This is a genomic window from Nakamurella sp. A5-74, assembly GCF_040438885.1.
Classification (GTDB): Bacteria; Actinomycetota; Actinomycetes; order Mycobacteriales; family Nakamurellaceae; genus Nakamurella.
Genome location: NZ_CP159218.1, coordinates 1,227,843 through 1,246,269, shown reverse-complemented (window position 1 = coordinate 1,246,269; position 18,427 = coordinate 1,227,843). Strand labels below are relative to the sequence as shown.

Below are 18,427 nucleotides of genomic sequence, written 5' to 3'. Positions count from 1 at the left end.
ACTAGGGTCGGACATCATGAGCCACGAGCAGGACCAGCAGGCCGCCACCGATGTCTACGCCGACTTCACCGACCTCGACGGACTGTTCGAGGTTCCGCGGGTGGTGGCGCTCGCGGTGTCGCTGGACGGAACCCGACTGGTGGCGCAGGTGCAGCAGCCGGATGCGAAAGGCGCCAGGTACACCAGCGCGCTGTGGGAGCTCGATCCGGCCGGAACCGCCGCGCCGCAACGACTCACCTTCTCCGCCGACGGTGAGGCCGGCCCCCGTTTTGCGCCGGACGGCTCGCTGCTGTTCACCTCCAAGCGTGCCGACCCGCTCGACGACGCAGCGAAGGGCACCCAACTGTGGCGGCTGCCGACACACGGTGAAGCCAGGGTCGAGGCCGACGCTCCGGGCGGTCTGGCCATCGCCGGCGTCACCGCGGACGGCCGGATCCTGGCGACCACGGCCCTACTGTGTGACCCGGACGGTGCGACCGACGGACCAGTGCAGGGCACTTTGGAGAGCGACGCCGAGCGACGCTCGGCTCGCAAGGATGGTGGGGTCACCGGCATCCTGCACACCGGAATGCCGATCCGGTACTGGGATCACGAGGTCGGCGACACCTCGACCCGCCTGGTACTCGTCGGCCCGGACGGTCCGTTGACCGATCTGACACCCGACGCCGACTCCTTGAACCTGATGAACGCCGACGCCGACATCAGCAGCGACGGCACCCTGGTGATGACGACCTGGACGCGCCGACTGCCGCGCGGTCGAACCAGTACCTCGATCGCCCGGATCATCCCTCCGAGCGGTGCACGCCGCCCGTCCCGACGCCGGATCGTGTTGCAGGGCAACGCCTCACGCGGCTACGGCGCACCGCGGCTGTCACCCACCGGCGATCTGCTGGCCGTCACCAGGTACACCACCGGGACGCCCACCGACACGAACTACGACTTCTTGGAGATCCACCGGATCAGCGGCTCCGGGCTCACCGGAGATCCGGTGACGGCCGCGGTCGGTGATCTCACGGTCGGTGAGTACTGCTGGTCCGCCGACGGCGAGACCCTCTACGTCGCAGGCGATCTGCATTCGCGCGGCGCTGTGCTCGCGATCGACTCCCGGACCGGCCGGGCCCGCACCGTCGCCGATGACGCGTCCTACTCCCAGCTGCGAGCGGGGCCGGACGGGCGCGCTGTGTTCGCCCTGCGCAGTGCGATCGACTCCCCCGCCAGACCGGTCCGGCTCACTGCCCGCCGCCGCAGCGAGCCGGTCGAACTCGCCGCACCCGGGGCCATCACGAATCTCCCGGGGCGGCTGGAATGGGTGCGGACACAGGTGCAGCACCCGGACGGCGAGCCGATCACCGTCGGTGGCTGGTTGTGCACACCCAGCGGCGCGTCCCGGAAGAAGCCGGCGCCGCTGATGGTGTGGATCCACGGCGGGCCGCACGGCTCCTACAACGCCTGGAGTTGGCGGTGGTGTCCGTGGCTGGCGGTCGCCCGCGGCTATGCGGTGCTGATGCCCGATCCGGCGATGTCCACCGGCTACGGACACACCGGCCTGAACCGCGGCTGGCCGCGGCTGGCCGACGTCGTGTGGCGTGAGGTCGAGGCCCTCACCGATCACGTACTCGAGCGGTCCACACTGGACCGCAGCCGAACCGCGTTGCTGGGGGCCAGTTTCGGTGGGTTCATGACGAACTGGATCGCCGGTCACAGCACCCGGTTCCGGGCGATCGTCACGCATGCGGGCCTGTGGGCGCTGGACCAGCAGCATCCAACGACGGACGCGGCCGCGCAGAAGGTCGCGGTGCACGGGCTCCCCGACCAGCACGAGCGTTGGTACCGCACCTACTCACCACATCATCACGTTGACCGGATCAGCACGCCGATGCTGATCACCCACGGCACCAAGGACTATCGCGTTCCGATCAGCGAAGCGCTCCGCCTGTGGTGGGACCTGGTGTCCCGGTGGGACGGACCGCCGGAGACGATGCCGCACCGGTTGCTGCAGTTCACCGGGGAGAATCACTGGATCCTCGGGGTCGGCAACTCGAAACTGTGGACACGTTCCGTGTACGACTTCTGCGATCGACACGTGCTGGGCTGAGACCCGTCCTGGGTCCGGTGCCTCAGACGGGCTTGTGCGCCCGCATCACGAACCGACTCTCGGTGAACGCGATCGGCAGCCCCTGCGCCGGCCCACCCTCGTGCAGATTCATCAGGGTGTCCGCGTAGCGGGAGACGCTGAAGTCGTCGGGCACATCCCACGGCACCATCATGAAGTACTGGACCAACGCTCCGACGTCGTCGAACGTGGTCGGCCCGCGCCATTCCTGGCCCATGTCCAGCACCAGGCCGGCTGCCTGCAGTTCTCCGACGCAGGCGCTCAGCAGGTGGTCGGGGTACATCACCGGGGCGCCGAACAGCTGGTGTGCTTCCGCGAAGTCGTCGCCACCGACCTGCTTCGTCAGGTAGACGCCGCCAGGCTCCAGCACCCTGGCCACCTCCGTGGCGATGTAGTCCTCGTGCCGGTTGATCACCAGATCGAAACGCTCGTCCTGGAACGGCAGCTCGTCGTCGTGCTGCGCGTCGAAGACGACGAGGTCGATGCCGTGCGGCTCCAGGGCCTGCGCAGCCACGTCGATGTTCGGGGGCCAGCCCTCGGTCGCGGTCGTGTCCGGCGGGAGCACATCGAGGAAGCCCAGCAGGAATTCACCGCCGCCGGTTCCCAGATCCAGCACCCTGCGCGCTGCGGCGATCTCGGTGCGACACAGCCCCGGGTAGTTCCACGGAGTGGGCGAGTCGTGCACCCGACCGCCCAGGTGATCAAAGGTCCAACCGGACCTCGGCAGGACTTCCTCCTCGTGCCAACGGTCGAGCAACTGGTCGCGGGTCATCGAGGGACCGCCGGGACAGGCTGTGCGGTACCGGCTCTCCGGGAGGGGGCTCGGCGTCGCAGCGTGCAGGAGACCATGTGGTGACCAGTTCCCCGTCGCACGCTTCTCAACCATCCTGCTGGTGCGCGGTTCAGCCCCGCTGCTGGACGGGCGCCTCCCCCAGCACCTCGGGGTTCGGCCCTTCGTCGTCGAACGGGTGCGGAATGGCCTCCAGCAGGGCCGCGGAGCTTCTGTCGTCGTCGCTGTTCCCCGGAGCCGCTGCCACGCTGGGCGTCCGGCCGGGATTGCGGCTGTCGACGAGCATTCCGGGCGTTGTCGGTACCACCACTCGCGCACCGGACGGGCAGCGGTTGGTGCACGCTCAACCCGACCGGATTCGCTGCAGCGCTGGACGTTCCGGCGCCGGTGATGATCCGGGCGGTATTGATCCGGCCGGACACCGCATCGTGCTGCAGACCACGGCAGAGGTGCGCGTCGATCCCGGCATGGCGACGATCGAACGTACCGACGGCACCGCGATCGTGAGGTGCACCGACCCCGGCCGTCCGGTGGGTGTCATACTCGGCTGATGGGGCCCGCCTGGGACTTCGCCGTGGCACCGCAGCGTCCGGTGCCCGGGGTCTCCTCGATGGTCGGCTACCGGGCCGTCGACGTGCCGGACTCGGTGCACGCCGGACTTCCCTCTGCGCAGCTCACCTTCATCGTCAGCCTGGACGACGGCATCCGCGCGAGTTTCGAACGGTCGGACCTCGCCACCACCGCCCGCAAACGGGTGCTGCTGGCCGGCCTGCACACCCGGCCGAGCCACGTCGAGCAGAGCACCGGGCAGGCAGGCGTCCAGTTGGCGGTACACCCGCTCGCGGCGCGCGCCCTGTTCGGGTGCCCGGCGGCGGAACTGGCCGAGCTCGACATCGACGGGGCAGGGCTGCTCGGGGGTCTCGCCACCGAGCTCGCAGATCGGCTGGCAGCACCCAACCTGCGATGGCGCAACGCTTTCGAGGAAGTGGCGGCGATGCTGCGCGATCGGTGGTCGAGCTCCGACGCGGTACGGCCGCGTCCGGAACTCTGCCGCGCCTGGGATGCGTTGACACGCTCCGCCGGCCGGGCACCGATCGGCGCGGTGGCCGACGCCGCCGGAGTGAGCACCCGTCATCTCGGAACCCTGTTCCGCGCCGAGGTGGGACTCGCTCCGAAGACGGTCGCCCGGCTGATCAGGTTCGAAGCGGTGATCGGGATGCTCGGTCGGTCGGTACGCGCGGGTCGCTGCATCGAGCTCGCGGAGATCGCCGACGCGCACGGCTACGCCGACCAGGCCCATCTGACCAGGGAGTTCAGCCGGCTCGCCGGCACCTCACCCGGCCGGTGGGCACAGCAGGAGTTCCGAAATCTTCAAGACGGCGGGCATGGCGGGCAACCAGACTCGACCCCATGAGCACATCCCCCGAGCAGCAGACACCGGGTAGCCGGCCGAACCCAACCGTGTTCGCCACCCTGCAGGCCCGCGACGCCCCTGCGCTGATCGACTTCTACGTGCGGGCCTTCGGGTTCGAACTCACCGCCCGCTACGACGACGGCGACCTCGTCGCCCACGCCCAGCTGAACTGGCCGGAGGGCCACGGCGCGGTGATGCTGGGCAGCCACTCGCCCGACAAGGAGTGGAGTCCCGAACCGGGAACCTCCAGCGGGTACGTCGTGACGGCGCACCCTGAACTGGTCGCGGAGCGGATCGCTGCGGCGATCCCCGAGCTGGGCGGCGAGATCGTGCGACCGCTCGCCGACACCGACTACGGTGGCCGCGAGATCATGGTGCGCGACCCGGAGGGCAATCTCTGGTCGTTCGGCGACTATCCGGGCGCCTGAGGTGTGCCCTGACCGGACGGGATCCCGACTCGCGCGTCCCTCTCTCGCTCGAACAGTGTGAGCTGTGGTGGCGCCGTTCCCGCTGACTGTCGGAGGCCGGCCGTACCGTCCCCTGCATGAATCGTCCGAGCCTCGCCGTCGCCCCGCAGCAGCAGCCCGTGTACGCCGAGCGCGCACTGTCGTGGCCGACCACCGGCCCGCAGGTCACTGCGGAGGTGAGCAGCGCGTACGACCGGGTCGCAGCCGACTACGCCGACCTGGTCGAGCCGATGCTCGACGACCTGGCCTTGGATCGCGCGCTGCTCACGGCGTTCACCGAGGAGCTCCCGACCGGCCGGCCGGTCGTCGACCTGGGCTGCGGTCCCGGCCACATCGCGGGATTCGTCCACGCGCTCGGCGCCACCGTCCTCGGTTTCGACCTCTCCGGCGAGATGGTGCGGCAGGCCCGGTCCCGGCATCCCGAGGTGCAGTTCGGCGTGGGTTCGCTGCTCGCACTGCCGCTGGAGGACGCTTCGGTCGGCGGCGTGATCGCCTGGTACTCGATCATCCACACGCCCACCGATCTGCTTCCCGAGGTGTTCGAGGAGTTCCGACGGGTGCTCGCCCCCGGTGGTGGGGTGATCCTCGCCTTCCAGGTCGGCGACGAGGTGCGTCATCTGCAACGCGGGTACGGCCACGACATCTCGCTGCACAGTTGGCGGCGACCGGTGCAGGTGGTCGCGGAGTTGCTGCAGCGCAGCGGTTTCGAGGTGACGACCCGGATCGAGCGGGAGCCGACAGGCCAGCAGAAGGTGCCGCAGGGGTATCTCATGGCTCGCCGTCCGTGAGCTCCCCCATGCCGTGACGGGCACCGGCAGCTCAGCCGGCCCAGGCTGACCGACCCAGGCCCCCCCTGACTCCGGCACCAGACCACCAGCCGCATGCCACGAGTGTCAGAAAACCGCCCGAAACGGACACCGGGCAACCATCCGGAATGCGGCTGCCCGGCCCGGGACGCTCTCCAGCGGCGACGGTAGGTCGCGCATTCCACAGTGTCAGCAATCCGCCCGAAACGGACACCAGGCGACCATCCAGAATGCGGCTCTCCGAGCGGGACGCTCGGTGCCTGCCACCGACCACCAGCCGCATCCCAAAGCGTCAGCAATCCGCCCGAAACGGACACCAGGCGACCATCCGGAATGCGGCTCCCCGAGCGGGACGCTCGGTGTCTGCCACCAACCACCAGCCGCATCCCAAAGCGTCAGCAATCCGCCCGAAACGGACACCAGGCGACCATCCAGAATGCGGCTCCCCGAGCGGGACGCTCGGTGCCTGCCACCAACCACCAGCCGCATCCCAAAGTCTCAGCAATCCGCCCGAAACGGACACCAGGCGACCATTCAGAATGCGGCTCCCCGAGCGGGACGCTCGGTGTCTGCCACCAACCACCAGCCGCACCCCAAAGCGTCAGCAATCCGCCCGAAACGGACACCACACGACCATCCAGAATGCGGCTCTCCGGCCCGGGGAGCGCTCCAGCGCCAGGCTCAGCCGGCCCAGGTCCCTGATGCGAGGAACTCGCTGACGACGGCTGCCGGCTCGCCGAGCTGCCAGCCCTGGGCGGCGACCCAGTCGTCGTCGTAGTAGGTCTGCGTGTACCGCTCACCGGAGTCACAGAGCAACGCGACGATCGAGCCCCGGGTACCGGACGCGGCCATCTCGGCGGCGAGCCCGAACGCGGCCCACAGGTTCGTACCGGTCGAGGGTCCGACCTTCTTCCCCAGCACCTGCTCGACCTGACGCATCGTCGCCACGCTCGCCGCGTCGGGCACCACCTGCATCCGGTCGATCACCTGGCCGACGAAGCTCGGCTCCACCCGTGGCCGACCGATGCCCTCGATCTTCGAGCCGACACCGCAGATGGTCGGGTCGTCCGCGCTCCAGGCATCGAAGAATGCCGAGTTCTCCGGGTCGGGAACGCACAACCGGGTGTGGTGCCCGCGATAGCGCAGGTACCGACCGATGGTGGCGCTGGTGCCGCCGGTACCGGCGGCGATCACGATCCACTCCGGGATCGGATGCTCCTCCAGCGACAACTGCTGGAACATCGATTCGGCGATGTTGTTGTTCCCGCGCCAGTCGGTGGCGCGTTCGGCGTGCGTGAACTGGTCCATGTAGTGGCCACCGCACTCGGCGGCCAGCCGCACCGATTCCGGATAGATCTGCGATGCGTCGTCCACCAGATGGCAGCTGCCGCCCTGACCCTCGATCAGCGCGATCTTCTGCGGCGACGTCCGGCGCGGCATGACGGCCACGAACGGCACGCCGACCATCCGGGCGAAGTATGCCTCCGACACCGCTGTCGAGCCGGAGGACGACTCGATGACGGTCGTTGACTCCGTCAGCCAGCCATTGCACAACGCGTACAGGAACAGCGACCGCGCGAGCCGGTGCTTGAGCGAACCGGTGATGTGGGTGGACTCGTCCTTGAGGTACAGATCGACCCCGAGCTGGGCGGGTAGCGGGAAGCGGAGCAGGTGGGTGTCCGCGCTGCGTTGCGCGTCGGCCTCGATCCTGCGGACGGCCTCGGCGACCCAGTCCCTGCGCTGTCGGTCGGACCGGTCGAGCACCTGCCCGGTCACAGGCGGGTGGCCTGGTTCGGCGTGGGGCCCACAGACTCATCGGACGGCATCGGATCGGCCGACCCCTCCGGATCCGACGCTGCTTGTTCCGCCGACGCTGTCGGTTTCGACGTTGCCTGTTCCGAGGACTCAGCCTGATCCGGCATTGCCTGATCCGAGGACGCAGCCCGTTCCGAGGACGCAGCCTGTTCCCCGGCGGCGGCCTGTTCCCCGGCCGCGGCCTGTTTCTCAGATGACGTCCGCTCTCCCGAGAGCGCCGCCTGGAGCTCGCCGCGCAACCGCCGACGCTCACCCGCGGACGCGGCCAGCTGCGCGGTCAGTCGGCGGCGCATGCCGCCCAGCATCAGCCAGGCCAGCGGCAGCTGGACGATCACGGCGAGCATCGCGGCAACCAGTACCGGCATGTCCAGCCCGGCCAGCCGGGCCAGCAACACCACCAGCGCAGCGATCACGACCGTCAGCAGGATGCGCAGCGCGACGTAACCCACCGCGAGCGGCCAGAAGGAGCGAGCTTTCACCTGCTCAGGTTACTGCGCTGCCCTGGTCGGCAGCGGCGTCCGCGATCTGAACCGGCTGCTCCGGCGCCGCCGGTTCCAACAGGTGGGGGCGCATCTCGTAGCGGGTCGCCAGCACGACGGTCGTCCGGGTCCTGGCAACCCCTCGGATGGAGCGCAGCCGCCCCAGACACCTGTGCAACGCATCGATGTCTGCGACCCGCACCTTCACGATGAACGCCTGGTCGCCGGCCACCGAGTAGCTGCTCTCCACTTCCGGCATGGCATCGAGTCCGGCCGCGATCACCTCGTCGTCACCCGTCTCACCCGGCTCGATCCCGACCAGCGCGGTCACGCCGAACCCGACCTTGATCGGGTCGACCACCGCTCGGTAGCCCTGGATGACGCCGGAAGCCTCGAGCTTCGCGACCCGCTCGTGCACCGACGAGGAGGAGAGTCCCACGATGCGCGACAGCTCGGCATAGCTCGCCCGGCCGTCCGCCCGGAGAGCATCGATGAGCCGCCTGTCGACTGAGTCCATCCGGCCAACCTACTGGCCTTCGCGCCGACCGAGGACGGTGGTCACGACGCGGTTCAGCGAGGCTGCAGCATGCGGTTCGGCAGCGACGATCGGTACAGATCCGCGGCTTCCGGACCAATCCGGCACCGGGCCGGTGCCGAATCCCGGGCGACAGTGAGTTGTTTGACACCACCGGTTCACGGGCATCGAAACCTGCGATGCGCATGCTGGTCGTGCTCCGTCGGCGAAGGCGATCAAGGATCGGTCACGACCGATGGGTCGCCTGCACGGGGACAGCTTGCATCACACAGAACCCGCCGACACCCGCGGACACCATGGATCCGCGGTGCCGACACGGAGAGGACATCATGTCGGAGAACCACGTGCCGCAGCAGTCACGCACCAGTCCGTTCACAGCTCCGGCCTCGGCTCCGCGGACATCGAACGGGCACGAACGTCTGCTGACGCCCGGCGAGGTGGCGCAGATGTTCCGGGTCGATCCCAAGACCGTCACCCGTTGGGCGTCCGCGGGTCGGATCGGATCCATCCGTACCCCCGGCGGGCACCGCCGCTTCCGCGAGACCGAGGTCGTCGCCCTGCTCCAGGAGCTGACGATGGAGGCCCGCGGGTACTGAGCCGTCGCTCGCGTCGGCCACCCCGCACCCCAGGGATCCGTGACCCCCGGATGTGGATCGGGTGAGTGCGCAGCGCATCTTGGCCGTCCCCCGCGGGCGGCGCGTAGGCTGGTGAAAAGTACTAGGAGGCCCAGATGTATCTGTTCGTCGCAGTCGTGGTGACAGTCATCGTCATCGCACTGGCTTGGCGTGGACTGGGCGCGCGGATCGAGGCCGAAGAACGCGGGTCCGACAGTCTCGGTGGTGGACCACCGCCACGTACCACCCCGCCCCGCCGGCCCACGCGAACCGTTGCCCCCGATGACGATCCGGATTTTCTCCGCGAGATCGACCGCAAGCTCAAGGACGGTCGCGAGTCCGATCCTGGCAACAGCGGAGCGACTCCCGTCTGATCCACCGCAGCAGGCCCGCAGTCGAACAGGTCCGCCGGATTCGATTCCGACGCGCCTACGGGAAAACCCCTGATCCCTTGCGGGATCAGGGGTTTCGTCGTCGATGAGGAAGGCTCGTCAGCCGACGCCCGCGTAGCTGTGCAGGCCGGTGATGACCATGTTCACGAAGAACAGGTTGAAGATGATCGCGGCGAACCCGACGACGTTGATCCAGGCTGCCCGCGCACCCCGCCATCCGCTGGTCGCCCGCGCATGCAGATAGCCGGCGTAGAAGACCCAACTCACGAACGCAACAGTCTCCTTCGGATCCCAGCCCCAGTAGCGTCCCCACGCGACCTCGGCCCAGAGTGCGCCGGCGATGACGGCGAAGGTGTAGACGGGAAAGGCGACGATCGCGGTGCGATAGGCGATCTTGTCGAGCGCCGCGAGTGACGGCAACCGGGCCAGCGATGACGCCTGCACCCGGGCGGTGGCCGTCGCATCGGTCCGGGCGGCGAGCAGCTTGGAGTCGAAGCGGTGCCGCAGCAGATACATCGCCGAAGCTGCACCGCTCACCAACAGCACCGACCCCGACGCCGAGATGGTCGTGACGTGGATCCACTTCCAGTACGAGTTGAGCGACGGTTGGACGGGACCGGCCTGGATCCACAGCACGGTTCCGGCTACGAACGCCAGGATCGCGACCGGGATCATCACGAAGAAGCCCAGCGCACGCTCCTTGAACTTCGCCAGCACGATCAGCCAGCAGGTCGTGGCGGCCAGGCAGATGAACGAGGTGAACTCGTACATGTTGCCCAGCGGGAGCCGCCCGGCGGCGATCCCCCGCGTCACGACGGAAGTCGCGTTGACGAGCGCTCCGATGACGGTGAGCACCACTGCGGCGCGACCGAACAACGGGCCCCACTGGGTGCGCGGGCCTTCGTCGAGCTCGTCGTCATCGAGCTCGTCGTCGATGTCGCGCTCGTCGATGTCGCGCTCGTCGATGTGTCGGTCGTCGATGTGCCGGTCCGCGTACAGCGATTCGGGCGCACCCACGCCCGCCTTGACCAACCTGTGCTCGCGACTTGCCACCTCGAGTTGGGTGGGATCCATCGCCCGCCTCGCGGCGAACTCGATCCCGTAACAGATCAACGCCACCACATAGGCCGCCATGGCCGCCTGGAAGGCGAGATCGGAGAATCCGGCCACTACCGCTCCTCACCATCGTCGTCGTGCTCGGAACTGCTGGACTGCAGGTGGAGGTCGTCATCCTCCGCGACGACCGCCCCGGGCGGGTACGCCAGCGCGGCGATCCCGGAGAACTCCGAGCCGTAACCGGCCTGATCGGTGCGGGCCAGCCCGCCGACCTCCACCCTGGTGCCGCCACCGGACGACGATTGCCCGTCCGAACTACTACTAACTGTAGAAGATGGCTGCACCCGGAACCAGACCCGGCGGCGTTTGATCGTCAGAGACATCATCAGACCACCCAGCAGAGTGATCGCGAACACCAGCGCCGCGGTCTGACCGGGGTCGTAGCTGGTCTGCAACGACACCCACTCGCGGTAGCCGGTGAAGGTGATCTTGGTGCCGTCGTCGAGAGTGGTCGAGTCGCCGATGTACAGGTTGACCCGCTCCAGCTCCTTGAGCCTCCCACTGTCCTCCTGGGCCTTGTCGATCGCGTAGATCGACTGCGGCCGGCCGGTCTCCAGGCCGAGGTCGCCGCGGTAGATCGCGACCGCCAGCCCTGGCTTGGTCGCCGCCGGGTAACTGCTGGTCATGATCTTCCCGTGCTCGAACGCGGTCGGCGCGAAGAGGCCGACGATGGCGAGCTGCCGCTGGGTGAGGTTCTCCAGGGTCGCACCGGGCGGATCCGTCACCTTGATGGCGCCACTGGACAACAGGGTCGGATCGCTGGAGATGAAGTTCGCCGAGACGGTGCGCGTCTGCCCGTCGGGGAAGGTGATCCGAACCTCCGGGGCGTAGCCGTGGCCGAGCAGGTACAGCCGCTCGCCGTCCATCCGGAGCGGTTCGTTGACCCGCAGCAGGTACGGGTCGAAGTGATCGGTGTTCACCCCGGTCGCCGGATCCCGGCCGAATTGGTAGCTGAGTCCCACCGAGTAGTCGAGGGGTTGCCCGGCGTCGGAGTACTTCGCCTCGAAGGTCTTCAGATCGACGCAGAACGGCTGCATCTCGGTGCCGTCCACCGTGAGACCCGGGCGGAAGTTGTCGTACTGGACGGGAGTGGAGGAACAGAACTGGTCGCCGACCCGCCAGATCACGCTGCCCTCGTAGCCGAACAGCTTGCCGATCGCCACCGCGACCAGCAGACCGAGCAGCGAGAAGTGGAAGACCAGGTTGCCGACCTCGCGCAGGTAGCCCTTCTCAGCCGAGACGGTGTGCACCCCGCCCGCCGCGGAACGCCGCAACACCCGCCAGTGCTTGCGGCGCAAGGCCTTCGCGACCCGATCGGCCACCACCTCCGGCTCGTCGTCCACCGCATGCACCGTGTGCAGCGGCATCCGGGCGAGATTGCGCGGGGTGCGCACCGGTTCGGCGCGCAGTTGTTTCGCGAAGTCCCAGCAGCGCGGCAGCAGGCAGCCCACCAGCGACAGGAAGAGTGACAGGTAGATGGCCGCATACCAGGGTGAGGCGAACACCTCGAAGAGTCCCAGCGCGTTGGCGATCGGCCCCCAGGTCGGGTTCGCCTCGATGTACTCCCGGGTGCGGGTCTGGTTGAGCGACCACTGCGGCAGCAGCGCCCCCGGCATGCTGGCCAGGGCCAATAGGAACAGCAGGATCAGCGCGGTGCGCATGCTGGTGAGGCCGCGCCAGGTGTTGCGCAGGAACTGCAGCACGGACCGGCCGCGGCCGGGCGGCGCGGGGTGCGGGGCCCGGTCGAGGTCGTCGGTCAGAGTGCTCATCATTGCGCTCCCACCTACAGCACCGACCGGGAGTCGTTGACGTACCGCTGCTGCAACCAGCCGATGAAGTCGCCCCACAAGCCGACCACCATCAGCAGCCCGAGCACGATCATCGCCGTCGCCCCGACCACCTGGATCACCCGTGCATGTCGGCGCAGGAAGCCCACGGCGCCGCTCGCCCAACCGAACCCGAAGGCGAGCAACAGGAACGGGATACCCAGGCCGGCGCAGTAGAGCACCACCAGGTACAGCCCGCGCCAGGCGTTGCCGTTCCAGTCGCTGGAGATCGCCAGCGAGGTGACCCCGGCCAGCACCGGTCCCAGGCAGGCCGTCCAGCCCAGCGAGAAGATCGCACCGAGCGCCAGCGCTCCGAAGATCCGCCCCCGCGGTTTTGCATGGATGCGCGCCTCGCGCTGCAGTGGCCGGACCCACCCCATCAGGGCCAGACCCATCACGACCATCACCACGCCACCGATGCGGGTCAACCAGTCCTGGTTGTCGGACAGCAGGCGGGAGAAGCCGATCACGATCATCGACTGCAGCACGAACACCACGGTGAAGCCGGCGATGAACAGCAGCGTCGCCTGCACGACACGGGAACGCACCGCGGTGGCGGTGGCCGTGGCACGACCACCGCGCGACTGCTCGGAGTTCTCCGCACCCACCAGCCCGGTCAGGTACGAGAGGTAGCCGGGCACCAGCGGCAGCACGCAGGGCGAGGCGAACGAGACGAAGCCGGCCGCGACAGCGAGCCCGCCGGCCACCAGGAACGGCCCGGAGGCCACGGTGTCGGTGAGGCCGCTCATTTCTCGGCCGCGATCTGGCTGACCACGGCGACGAGGTCGGCCGGCGAGTCGAACGGGACGAGCCAGAGATGGGCGACCCGGTGTTGCCGGTCGAGCACGATCGTCGACGGCACGATGTTGATCGGGTACCCGGGGATCGAGGCGAGCACCCTGGCCTGCTGGTCGTAGATCGAGGGGTAGGGCGTTCCGCGGACGGCGTCGAAGTCGGCGCCGTTTTCCCGGTTCGCCTCACGGACGTTGATCCCGAGGAACTGCACACCCTTGCTCTTGAGGTCGGTGGCCGCGATCGTCAGGTACGGCGACTCCGCCCGGCACGGTCCGCACCAGGATCCCCAGAAGTTGAGCACCACCACGGTGTCCGGGTAGTCGGCCACCGTGACCCTGCTGTCACCGGTGAGCGCCGGTCCGGAGATCTCACCCAGCGGCTTGCGGTCGGCAACCGGGTAGTCGAACGTGTTCTTGCCGCCGGGGGTCACCAACTCGAAGCCGCCGCCCTGCGGCGCACTCACCTGGCTGGCCTCACCGGTGCACGCCGACAGCGCCAGAACGGCCGCCGCCAGCATGGCCAACATCGGGCTCCTGCGCACGAGCCGGGTCATCATGTGGTCCTCCCGGGGCCCGGGGTCACCGGATCGTCGACGGCGGCGATGTGTTTCACCGGTTCGGTGTAGCCGATGCGCACCAGCACACCGCTGGAGAAATACAAGGAAGTGATCGAGGCGAGCGCGCACTCGCGGACGGCGGGGTTGTGCCAGAGCCGCTGCCCGGACAGGAACCGGCGGACCGTCCAGATCGGCAACTGGTGCGAGACGAGCACTGCGGCATGGCCGTGGGCGGCCGTCTCGGCCGCCGTCACCGCAGCCAGCATCCGGCGGGCGATGTCGAGGTAGGGCTCACCCCACGACGGTCTGGTCGGATTGACCATCCGGCTCCAGGTGACGGGCCGCAACAACGACGTCGGCGTGAAGCGGGTCCCGGCGAAGGAGTTGCCCGCCTCGATCAGCCGGTCGTCGGTGATCACCGGCACGTCTGCCAGGGCTGCGAGCGGGGCGACGGTCTGCTGGGCGCGCTCGAGGGATGACGCGGCCAGGTAGCGGATGTCACTGCCGCGCAAGTGTTCTGCGACACCGCGGGCCATCGCCTGTCCCGATCGGGCCAACCGGTATCCGGGCAGCGTGCCGTACAGGATGCCCTCAGGGTTCTGCACCTTGCCGTGGCGCAGCAGGTGGACGACCGTGTCGCCGTCCGCGCTCCGGGCGTTGGGCGGGGTGTCCCCAGAACTGTCTCGGTACGGCATCTGTTCAGTGTGCCGAACGACGGACCCGGCGCAGGCGCACCAGGTCCGTGACCACGAACACCAGGAGCAACCCGGCAAGCAGCAACGCACCGGCAGCCGCCACCACCCACGGCGAGGAATAGCGGCGGATCGTCACAGCCGGATCGCCGGCGATGAACGGCCCCCACACGCTGGTGCTGATCGAGGCCCGGAACAGCGGGATCGAGGCCCCGGCGGCCGCCAGCGCGAGAACCGTTCCGATGACGATCCGCAGCGTGAGGATCGGCGCCAGGCCGGGTGCGCCGCGGTCGGTGGTCCGCCGCTCCGGGGCGCCCGGAGCGTTGGAGAGCGGCAGGGCTGCTGCCGGGTCCACCGTCACGCTCAGCGGGCCGCCTTCTGCCGCAGCAGAGCTTTCGCGAAGAAGACCCCGCCCTTACCCAGGTACGACATCAACACCGAGACCACGATGAACAACGTGGCGATCAGGGTGAACACGTTCGAGATCTGCAGCAACATGGTGACCAGCATCGTGATGATGACCAGCCCGACCAGCAGTCGCCGCGCCCACGGCACCCCGCGGAACAGGAAGAAGCCGGCGGCCGCCGCGATCAGGCCCATCACGGTCACCACGAGGCTCGGGGTGCGCTGTGACGACCGGAAGTTGTCCCGCATCTCGTTGGTCACGCTCGGCTGGACCTGCTGACAGCTCTGCACCGTCTTCACCACGTCGTCGGCAGCGCCCTGCGGGGCGGTCGCAGCGGCGCCGATGCCACCGTAGGGGGCGCACTGCTTCTGGATCTCGATCAGCTGAGTCGGGTAGGCCTGCTCCGCCTTCGCCAGGTTCGACTCGATGGTCACCAGCGTGCCGACGCCGTTGAACAGGAACATCACTGCGGCGATGCCGACGAGGATCGCGGCGATCAGGATGGCGCGCGGCCGCACCAGCGGCACGCTCGGATCGTCGTCCTCGATGATCGGCGGCGCCATCGCCTTGGAGAGGTTGGCGAGGAATCCGCGTCGGGGCGTGTTCCCGGGTGTCGTCATGGGGTCGAACCTATCTGCTGTCGGGGGAAATCACTCATGTGGGCAGGTCAGGGCAGGCGAATCGGTCCACGTCCCAGGCCCGAAAAGAAGCCTGGAAGGGGACTCGGGTGACGTCGAGTCAGCGTCGCCGCGGAGTTTTCCGCGGCGGCGGAAGGGCGCCCTCGGACCGCAGCCGGGCGGCGTGCGAGGCGAGTGCCTGGACCATCCGCTCGATGTCCGGCGTCTCGGGCTGGACGTCCACCCGGAGTCCGAACTCGCGTGCGGTCTCGGCGGTCTTCGGGCCGAGGCATGCGACGATCGTCCGGGCGTGCGGCTTGCCGGCGATCCCGACCAGGTTGCGGACGGTGGAGGACGAGGTGAAACAGACGGCCTCGAACCCTCCCGTCTTGATCGCTTCCCGGATCGGCGCGGGCGGCGGCGCGGCCCGCACGGTGCGGTAGGCGGTGACGTCGTCCACCTCCCAGCCGCGCTCCCGCAGGCCGGCGGCCAGCGTCTCGGTGGCGATGTCGGCCCGGGGCAGCAGGACCCGGTCGACCGGGTCGAGCAGGTCGTCGTGGTCGGGGAAGTCCTCCAACAACGCGGCGGTGCCGGCCCCGCCCTCGTCCGCGATCAGGTCGGGGACGATGCCCAGCGCCCGGACCGCGTCCGCGGTGCGCTCGTCCACGCAGGCAATACGCATGCCGGAGAACGCTCGTGCGTCCAGACCGAACTCGGTGAACTTCTCCCAGACGGCCCGCACGGAGTTCTCCGAGGTGAACACCACCCACTGGTACCGGCCGTCCACCAGTCCCTTGACGGCCCGTTCCATCTGGGCAGGCGTGCGGGGCGGCTCGACGGCGATGGTCGGCACCCGCTCGCTGGTGGCACCGTGGCTGCGCAGCAACTCGACCATGGCCTCCGAGGAGTCCTTGGTCTGCGGGATCAGCACCCGCCAGCCGTACAGCGCCCTGGACTCCCACCACGACAGCTGCGCCCGGCGACCGACGGAGGAGCCGATGGTCACCACCAGCGAACCGGACAGCGAGCGTCCGACACTGTCCAGGGTGGCCAGCGTGCCATCGACCGTCCGCTGGTCGGCCAGGGTGGCCGAGGAGGTGATCGACGCCGGCGTCGCCGAGTCGAAACCGTTCTCCGCGAGCGCCGCGGCGGTGTCGGCGAGGTGGTGCGCGGAAGCGTGCAGCAGCAGAGTGCCCGGCGAGCCGGCGAGCCGGGCCCAGTCATCCGTGCGGCGCACGTCGGCAACGGTGTGCACCGAGCCGACCGGGATCCCCGCATAGCTGGCGGCGGCAGAGGCGGCGGAGAGACCGGGCACGATCTCGAACGGCACCGACGACGCGGCGACCGCGGTGATCTCCTCGATCACGGCGTCGGCCGTCAGCACGTCGCCGGCGATCAGCCGGACGACGATCCGGCCCTCGCCCACCGCCGCGCCGAGCGCGGCTGCGACCGCTGCGGGGTCCCCCACTGCCGGCTGCACCTCGGCGCCCGCGGCCAGTGCGGTGATGCCCGTCGGAACGTCGGGATCGGTCAGCACCAACTCCGCGGACCGCAGCAACTGGTGGGCACGCACGGTCAACAGGCCGGGGTCCCCGGGGCCTGCCCCGATGAACGCCATCCGCCCTGTTACACGCGGCGAGCTCGTCATGTACTGCTCCTCGTCTCTCGTACTGCTCGGTACTGCGCCGGCCGATCGGCCGACCTGGGTGACGCGACTGCTGCTGCGGTGTTCATCGAGCTGTTGACCCCGTTCAGGACGGCACCTGCGCCGTCGGCCCGTGCGGTTCCTCCAACACCCGCCTCGACTCGTGGAACGCGAGCATCTGCAACTCCAGAGCCAGGTCCACCTGTCGCAGGTGGACGTGCTCCGGAAGATCGAGGACGAGTGGGGCGAAGTTGAGCACAGATCCGATGCCGGCGGCGACCAGCACATCGGCAACCTGCTGGGCTGCCGCGACGGGGGTGGTGATGATGCCGATGGTGGCGCCGACCGATCGCAACACCGCCGGGGCTTCGTCGATGTCGAGCACCGTCAGCCCGTTGACGGTGCCGCCGACCACCGACGGATCGTGGTCGAAGAGGGCGACGACCTGGAATCCCTGCCCGGCGAGGCCCGCGTACCCGGCCAGTGCGCGACCCAGGTGCCCCACGCCGAACAGCGCGACCCGGTGCGCGGTGTGCGCCCCGAGGGCCAGGGTGATGAGCGTGGCGAGGGTGGCGGTGTCGTACCCGACCCCGCGGACCCCGTTGGTACCGAGGAAGGACAGGTCGCGTCGCAGCAGCGCAGCATCGACGCCGGCAGCGCCGGCCAGATCGGCCGAGCGCACGCTCGAGCGACCGACGAAGGAGGGGTGTTCGGTGAGCACCCGGTGGTACCGGGAGAGGCGTGCGGCGGTCGCGTCCGGGATGTCCCGGGATCGGTCCGTTCCAGGACCGACCTGTGCACCCGAAGGGCTTGACACGTAGCTGCCGCCTGCCGAAGTAGTGTGCGGGCGCCCCCGCTGACAGAGCGACGACCGAGCTGTGGTAGGTCGCCGTCGGGCTCAGCCTATCCACTCCGGGCGTGGGAAACCAAACCGCGTTTGGGACGCTCATCCCAGCTTGTGGGACGAGCCTCGTCAGCGTCCCCTGGCCCGGTCGATCGCGTCGGTCACCGCAGCTCGGGTGATCCGGAAGTGACCGACCTCGGTGGCGCCGTCGAGCAGCGCGTCCGCGGATCCGCCATCGGGATGGTCGGACGCGACCAGCACCACCGGTACCCGATCGCCGAATTCCGCCCGTAGCTCCGGATCGGCGTCGACGTCGTGCCCGGACCAGCTGACCGCTGCCGCGTCAGCCGCCTGGACGACCACCACCGTGGCCTCGTCGCAGAGGTGACATGCGGCGCGCGTCATCAGCAGGATGTGTGGGGTGGGTGTCCGTTCGACCTGCTGCTCGACCATGCACCCAGGGTAGGACGGGGCGCCGCACTCAGTCACCACACCGTCGGGGAGA

The 18,427-nt window shown here is 69.1% G+C and carries 21 protein-coding genes; 6 read left to right on the top strand and 15 right to left on the bottom strand.

Going from position 1 to position 18,427, the window contains the following annotated elements; translation table 11 throughout:
• Nucleotides 1–16 precede the first annotated feature (16 nt).
• A complete protein-coding gene (locus ABLG96_RS05670; protein ID WP_353650416.1) occupies nucleotides 17–2,095 on the top strand; it encodes a prolyl oligopeptidase family serine peptidase in 2,079 nt (692 codons plus the stop codon).
• A 22-nt stretch (nucleotides 2,096–2,117) separates the two neighbouring features.
• Here ABLG96_RS05670 and ABLG96_RS05665 read toward each other — a convergent pair whose 3' ends face one another.
• Together ABLG96_RS05665 and ABLG96_RS05660 are read right to left on the bottom strand one after the other, a co-directional pair.
• Nucleotides 2,118–2,885: a class I SAM-dependent methyltransferase gene (locus tag ABLG96_RS05665; protein ID WP_353650415.1), complete on the bottom strand. Its 768-nt coding sequence runs from the start codon at nucleotides 2,883–2,885 to the stop codon at nucleotides 2,118–2,120.
• 130 nt (nucleotides 2,886–3,015) lie between these two features.
• Nucleotides 3,016–3,189 carry a hypothetical protein gene (locus ABLG96_RS05660; RefSeq protein WP_353650414.1) on the bottom strand — a complete coding sequence of 58 codons (174 nt, stop codon included), beginning with the start codon at nucleotides 3,187–3,189 and terminating at the stop codon, nucleotides 3,016–3,018.
• A 264-nt stretch (nucleotides 3,190–3,453) separates the two neighbouring features.
• On the opposite strand from ABLG96_RS05660, the gene ABLG96_RS05655 reads away from it, so the two are divergent.
• The 3 genes from ABLG96_RS05655 (at nucleotide 3,454) to ABLG96_RS05645 (ending at nucleotide 5,572) form a co-directional block, all read left to right on the top strand.
• The gene (locus ABLG96_RS05655) at nucleotides 3,454–4,317 is read left to right on the top strand and encodes a helix-turn-helix domain-containing protein (protein WP_353650413.1); all 864 of its coding nucleotides are present in this window, start codon (nucleotides 3,454–3,456) and stop codon (nucleotides 4,315–4,317) included.
• On the top strand, nucleotides 4,314–4,745 hold the full coding sequence (locus tag ABLG96_RS05650) for a VOC family protein (RefSeq protein WP_353650412.1): 432 nt from the start codon (nucleotides 4,314–4,316) through the stop codon (nucleotides 4,743–4,745). Before ABLG96_RS05655 ends, ABLG96_RS05650 begins: the two co-directional genes overlap by 4 nt.
• 116 nt (nucleotides 4,746–4,861) lie before the next feature.
• Nucleotides 4,862–5,572: a class I SAM-dependent methyltransferase gene (locus ABLG96_RS05645; protein WP_353650411.1), complete on the top strand. Its 711-nt coding sequence runs from the start codon at nucleotides 4,862–4,864 to the stop codon at nucleotides 5,570–5,572.
• Between the two features lie 699 nt (nucleotides 5,573–6,271).
• Here ABLG96_RS05645 and ABLG96_RS05640 read toward each other — a convergent pair.
• From ABLG96_RS05640 to ABLG96_RS05630, 3 genes are read right to left on the bottom strand one after another with little or no spacing between them, the layout of a single operon-like run.
• Entirely contained in the window at nucleotides 6,272–7,366 is a 1,095-nt protein-coding gene (locus tag ABLG96_RS05640) for a PLP-dependent cysteine synthase family protein (RefSeq protein WP_353650410.1), read from the bottom strand.
• Nucleotides 7,363–7,884, bottom strand: coding sequence for a DUF4229 domain-containing protein (locus tag ABLG96_RS05635; RefSeq protein WP_353650409.1), 522 nt, complete (start codon nucleotides 7,882–7,884; stop codon nucleotides 7,363–7,365). Before ABLG96_RS05635 ends, ABLG96_RS05640 begins: the two co-directional genes overlap by 4 nt.
• A 4-nt stretch (nucleotides 7,885–7,888) precedes the next feature.
• A complete protein-coding gene (locus ABLG96_RS05630) occupies nucleotides 7,889–8,401 on the bottom strand; it encodes an Lrp/AsnC family transcriptional regulator (protein WP_353650408.1) in 513 nt (170 codons plus the stop codon).
• A gap of 347 nt (nucleotides 8,402–8,748) precedes the next feature.
• Here ABLG96_RS05630 and ABLG96_RS05625 point away from each other — a divergent pair, with 347 nt between their 5' ends.
• On the top strand, nucleotides 8,749–9,015 hold the full coding sequence (locus ABLG96_RS05625; protein ID WP_353650407.1) for a BldC family transcriptional regulator: 267 nt from the start codon (nucleotides 8,749–8,751) through the stop codon (nucleotides 9,013–9,015).
• Nucleotides 9,016–9,149: 134 nt separating this feature from the next.
• A complete protein-coding gene (locus ABLG96_RS05620) occupies nucleotides 9,150–9,407 on the top strand; it encodes a hypothetical protein (RefSeq protein WP_353650406.1) in 258 nt (85 codons plus the stop codon).
• Nucleotides 9,408–9,524: 117 nt separating this feature from the next.
• Here the strand turns inward: ABLG96_RS05620 and ccsB are convergent, their stop codons facing one another.
• From ccsB to ABLG96_RS05570, 10 genes are all read right to left on the bottom strand, one after another.
• On the bottom strand, nucleotides 9,525–10,595 hold the full coding sequence (ccsB, locus tag ABLG96_RS05615) for a c-type cytochrome biogenesis protein CcsB (protein ID WP_353650405.1): 1,071 nt from the start codon (nucleotides 10,593–10,595) through the stop codon (nucleotides 9,525–9,527).
• Complete coding sequence (locus ABLG96_RS05610) at nucleotides 10,595–12,310, bottom strand: cytochrome c biogenesis protein ResB (RefSeq protein WP_353650404.1); 1,716 nt, start codon at nucleotides 12,308–12,310, stop codon at nucleotides 10,595–10,597. The genes ccsB and ABLG96_RS05610 overlap by 1 nt, the downstream gene beginning before the upstream one ends.
• 14 nt (nucleotides 12,311–12,324) lie before the next feature.
• Nucleotides 12,325–13,116, bottom strand: a complete 792-nt coding sequence (locus ABLG96_RS05605; RefSeq protein WP_353650403.1) for a cytochrome c biogenesis CcdA family protein — start codon at nucleotides 13,114–13,116, stop codon at nucleotides 12,325–12,327.
• On the bottom strand, nucleotides 13,113–13,718 hold the full coding sequence (locus tag ABLG96_RS05600) for a TlpA disulfide reductase family protein (RefSeq protein WP_353650402.1): 606 nt from the start codon (nucleotides 13,716–13,718) through the stop codon (nucleotides 13,113–13,115). Before ABLG96_RS05600 ends, ABLG96_RS05605 begins: the two co-directional genes overlap by 4 nt.
• Nucleotides 13,715–14,413, bottom strand: a complete 699-nt coding sequence (locus ABLG96_RS05595) for a histidine phosphatase family protein (RefSeq protein WP_353650401.1) — start codon at nucleotides 14,411–14,413, stop codon at nucleotides 13,715–13,717. The genes ABLG96_RS05600 and ABLG96_RS05595 overlap by 4 nt, the downstream gene beginning before the upstream one ends.
• Before the next feature lie 4 nt (nucleotides 14,414–14,417).
• On the bottom strand, nucleotides 14,418–14,771 hold the full coding sequence (locus tag ABLG96_RS05590) for a hypothetical protein (protein ID WP_353650400.1): 354 nt from the start codon (nucleotides 14,769–14,771) through the stop codon (nucleotides 14,418–14,420).
• A gap of 2 nt (nucleotides 14,772–14,773) precedes the next feature.
• Nucleotides 14,774–15,436 (bottom strand): hypothetical protein, encoded by a 663-nt coding sequence (locus ABLG96_RS05585; protein ID WP_353650399.1) that lies wholly within the window; start codon nucleotides 15,434–15,436, stop codon nucleotides 14,774–14,776.
• A gap of 118 nt (nucleotides 15,437–15,554) precedes the next feature.
• Nucleotides 15,555–17,081, bottom strand: a complete 1,527-nt coding sequence (locus ABLG96_RS05580; protein ID WP_353650398.1) for a uroporphyrinogen-III synthase — start codon at nucleotides 17,079–17,081, stop codon at nucleotides 15,555–15,557.
• A gap of 103 nt (nucleotides 17,082–17,184) precedes the next feature.
• Nucleotides 17,185–17,895 (bottom strand): redox-sensing transcriptional repressor Rex, encoded by a 711-nt coding sequence (locus ABLG96_RS05575; protein WP_353650397.1) that lies wholly within the window; start codon nucleotides 17,893–17,895, stop codon nucleotides 17,185–17,187.
• Between the two features lie 156 nt (nucleotides 17,896–18,051).
• Nucleotides 18,052–18,375 carry a glutaredoxin family protein gene (locus ABLG96_RS05570; protein ID WP_353650396.1) on the bottom strand — a complete coding sequence of 108 codons (324 nt, stop codon included), beginning with the start codon at nucleotides 18,373–18,375 and terminating at the stop codon, nucleotides 18,052–18,054.
• Nucleotides 18,376–18,427 lie beyond the last annotated feature (52 nt).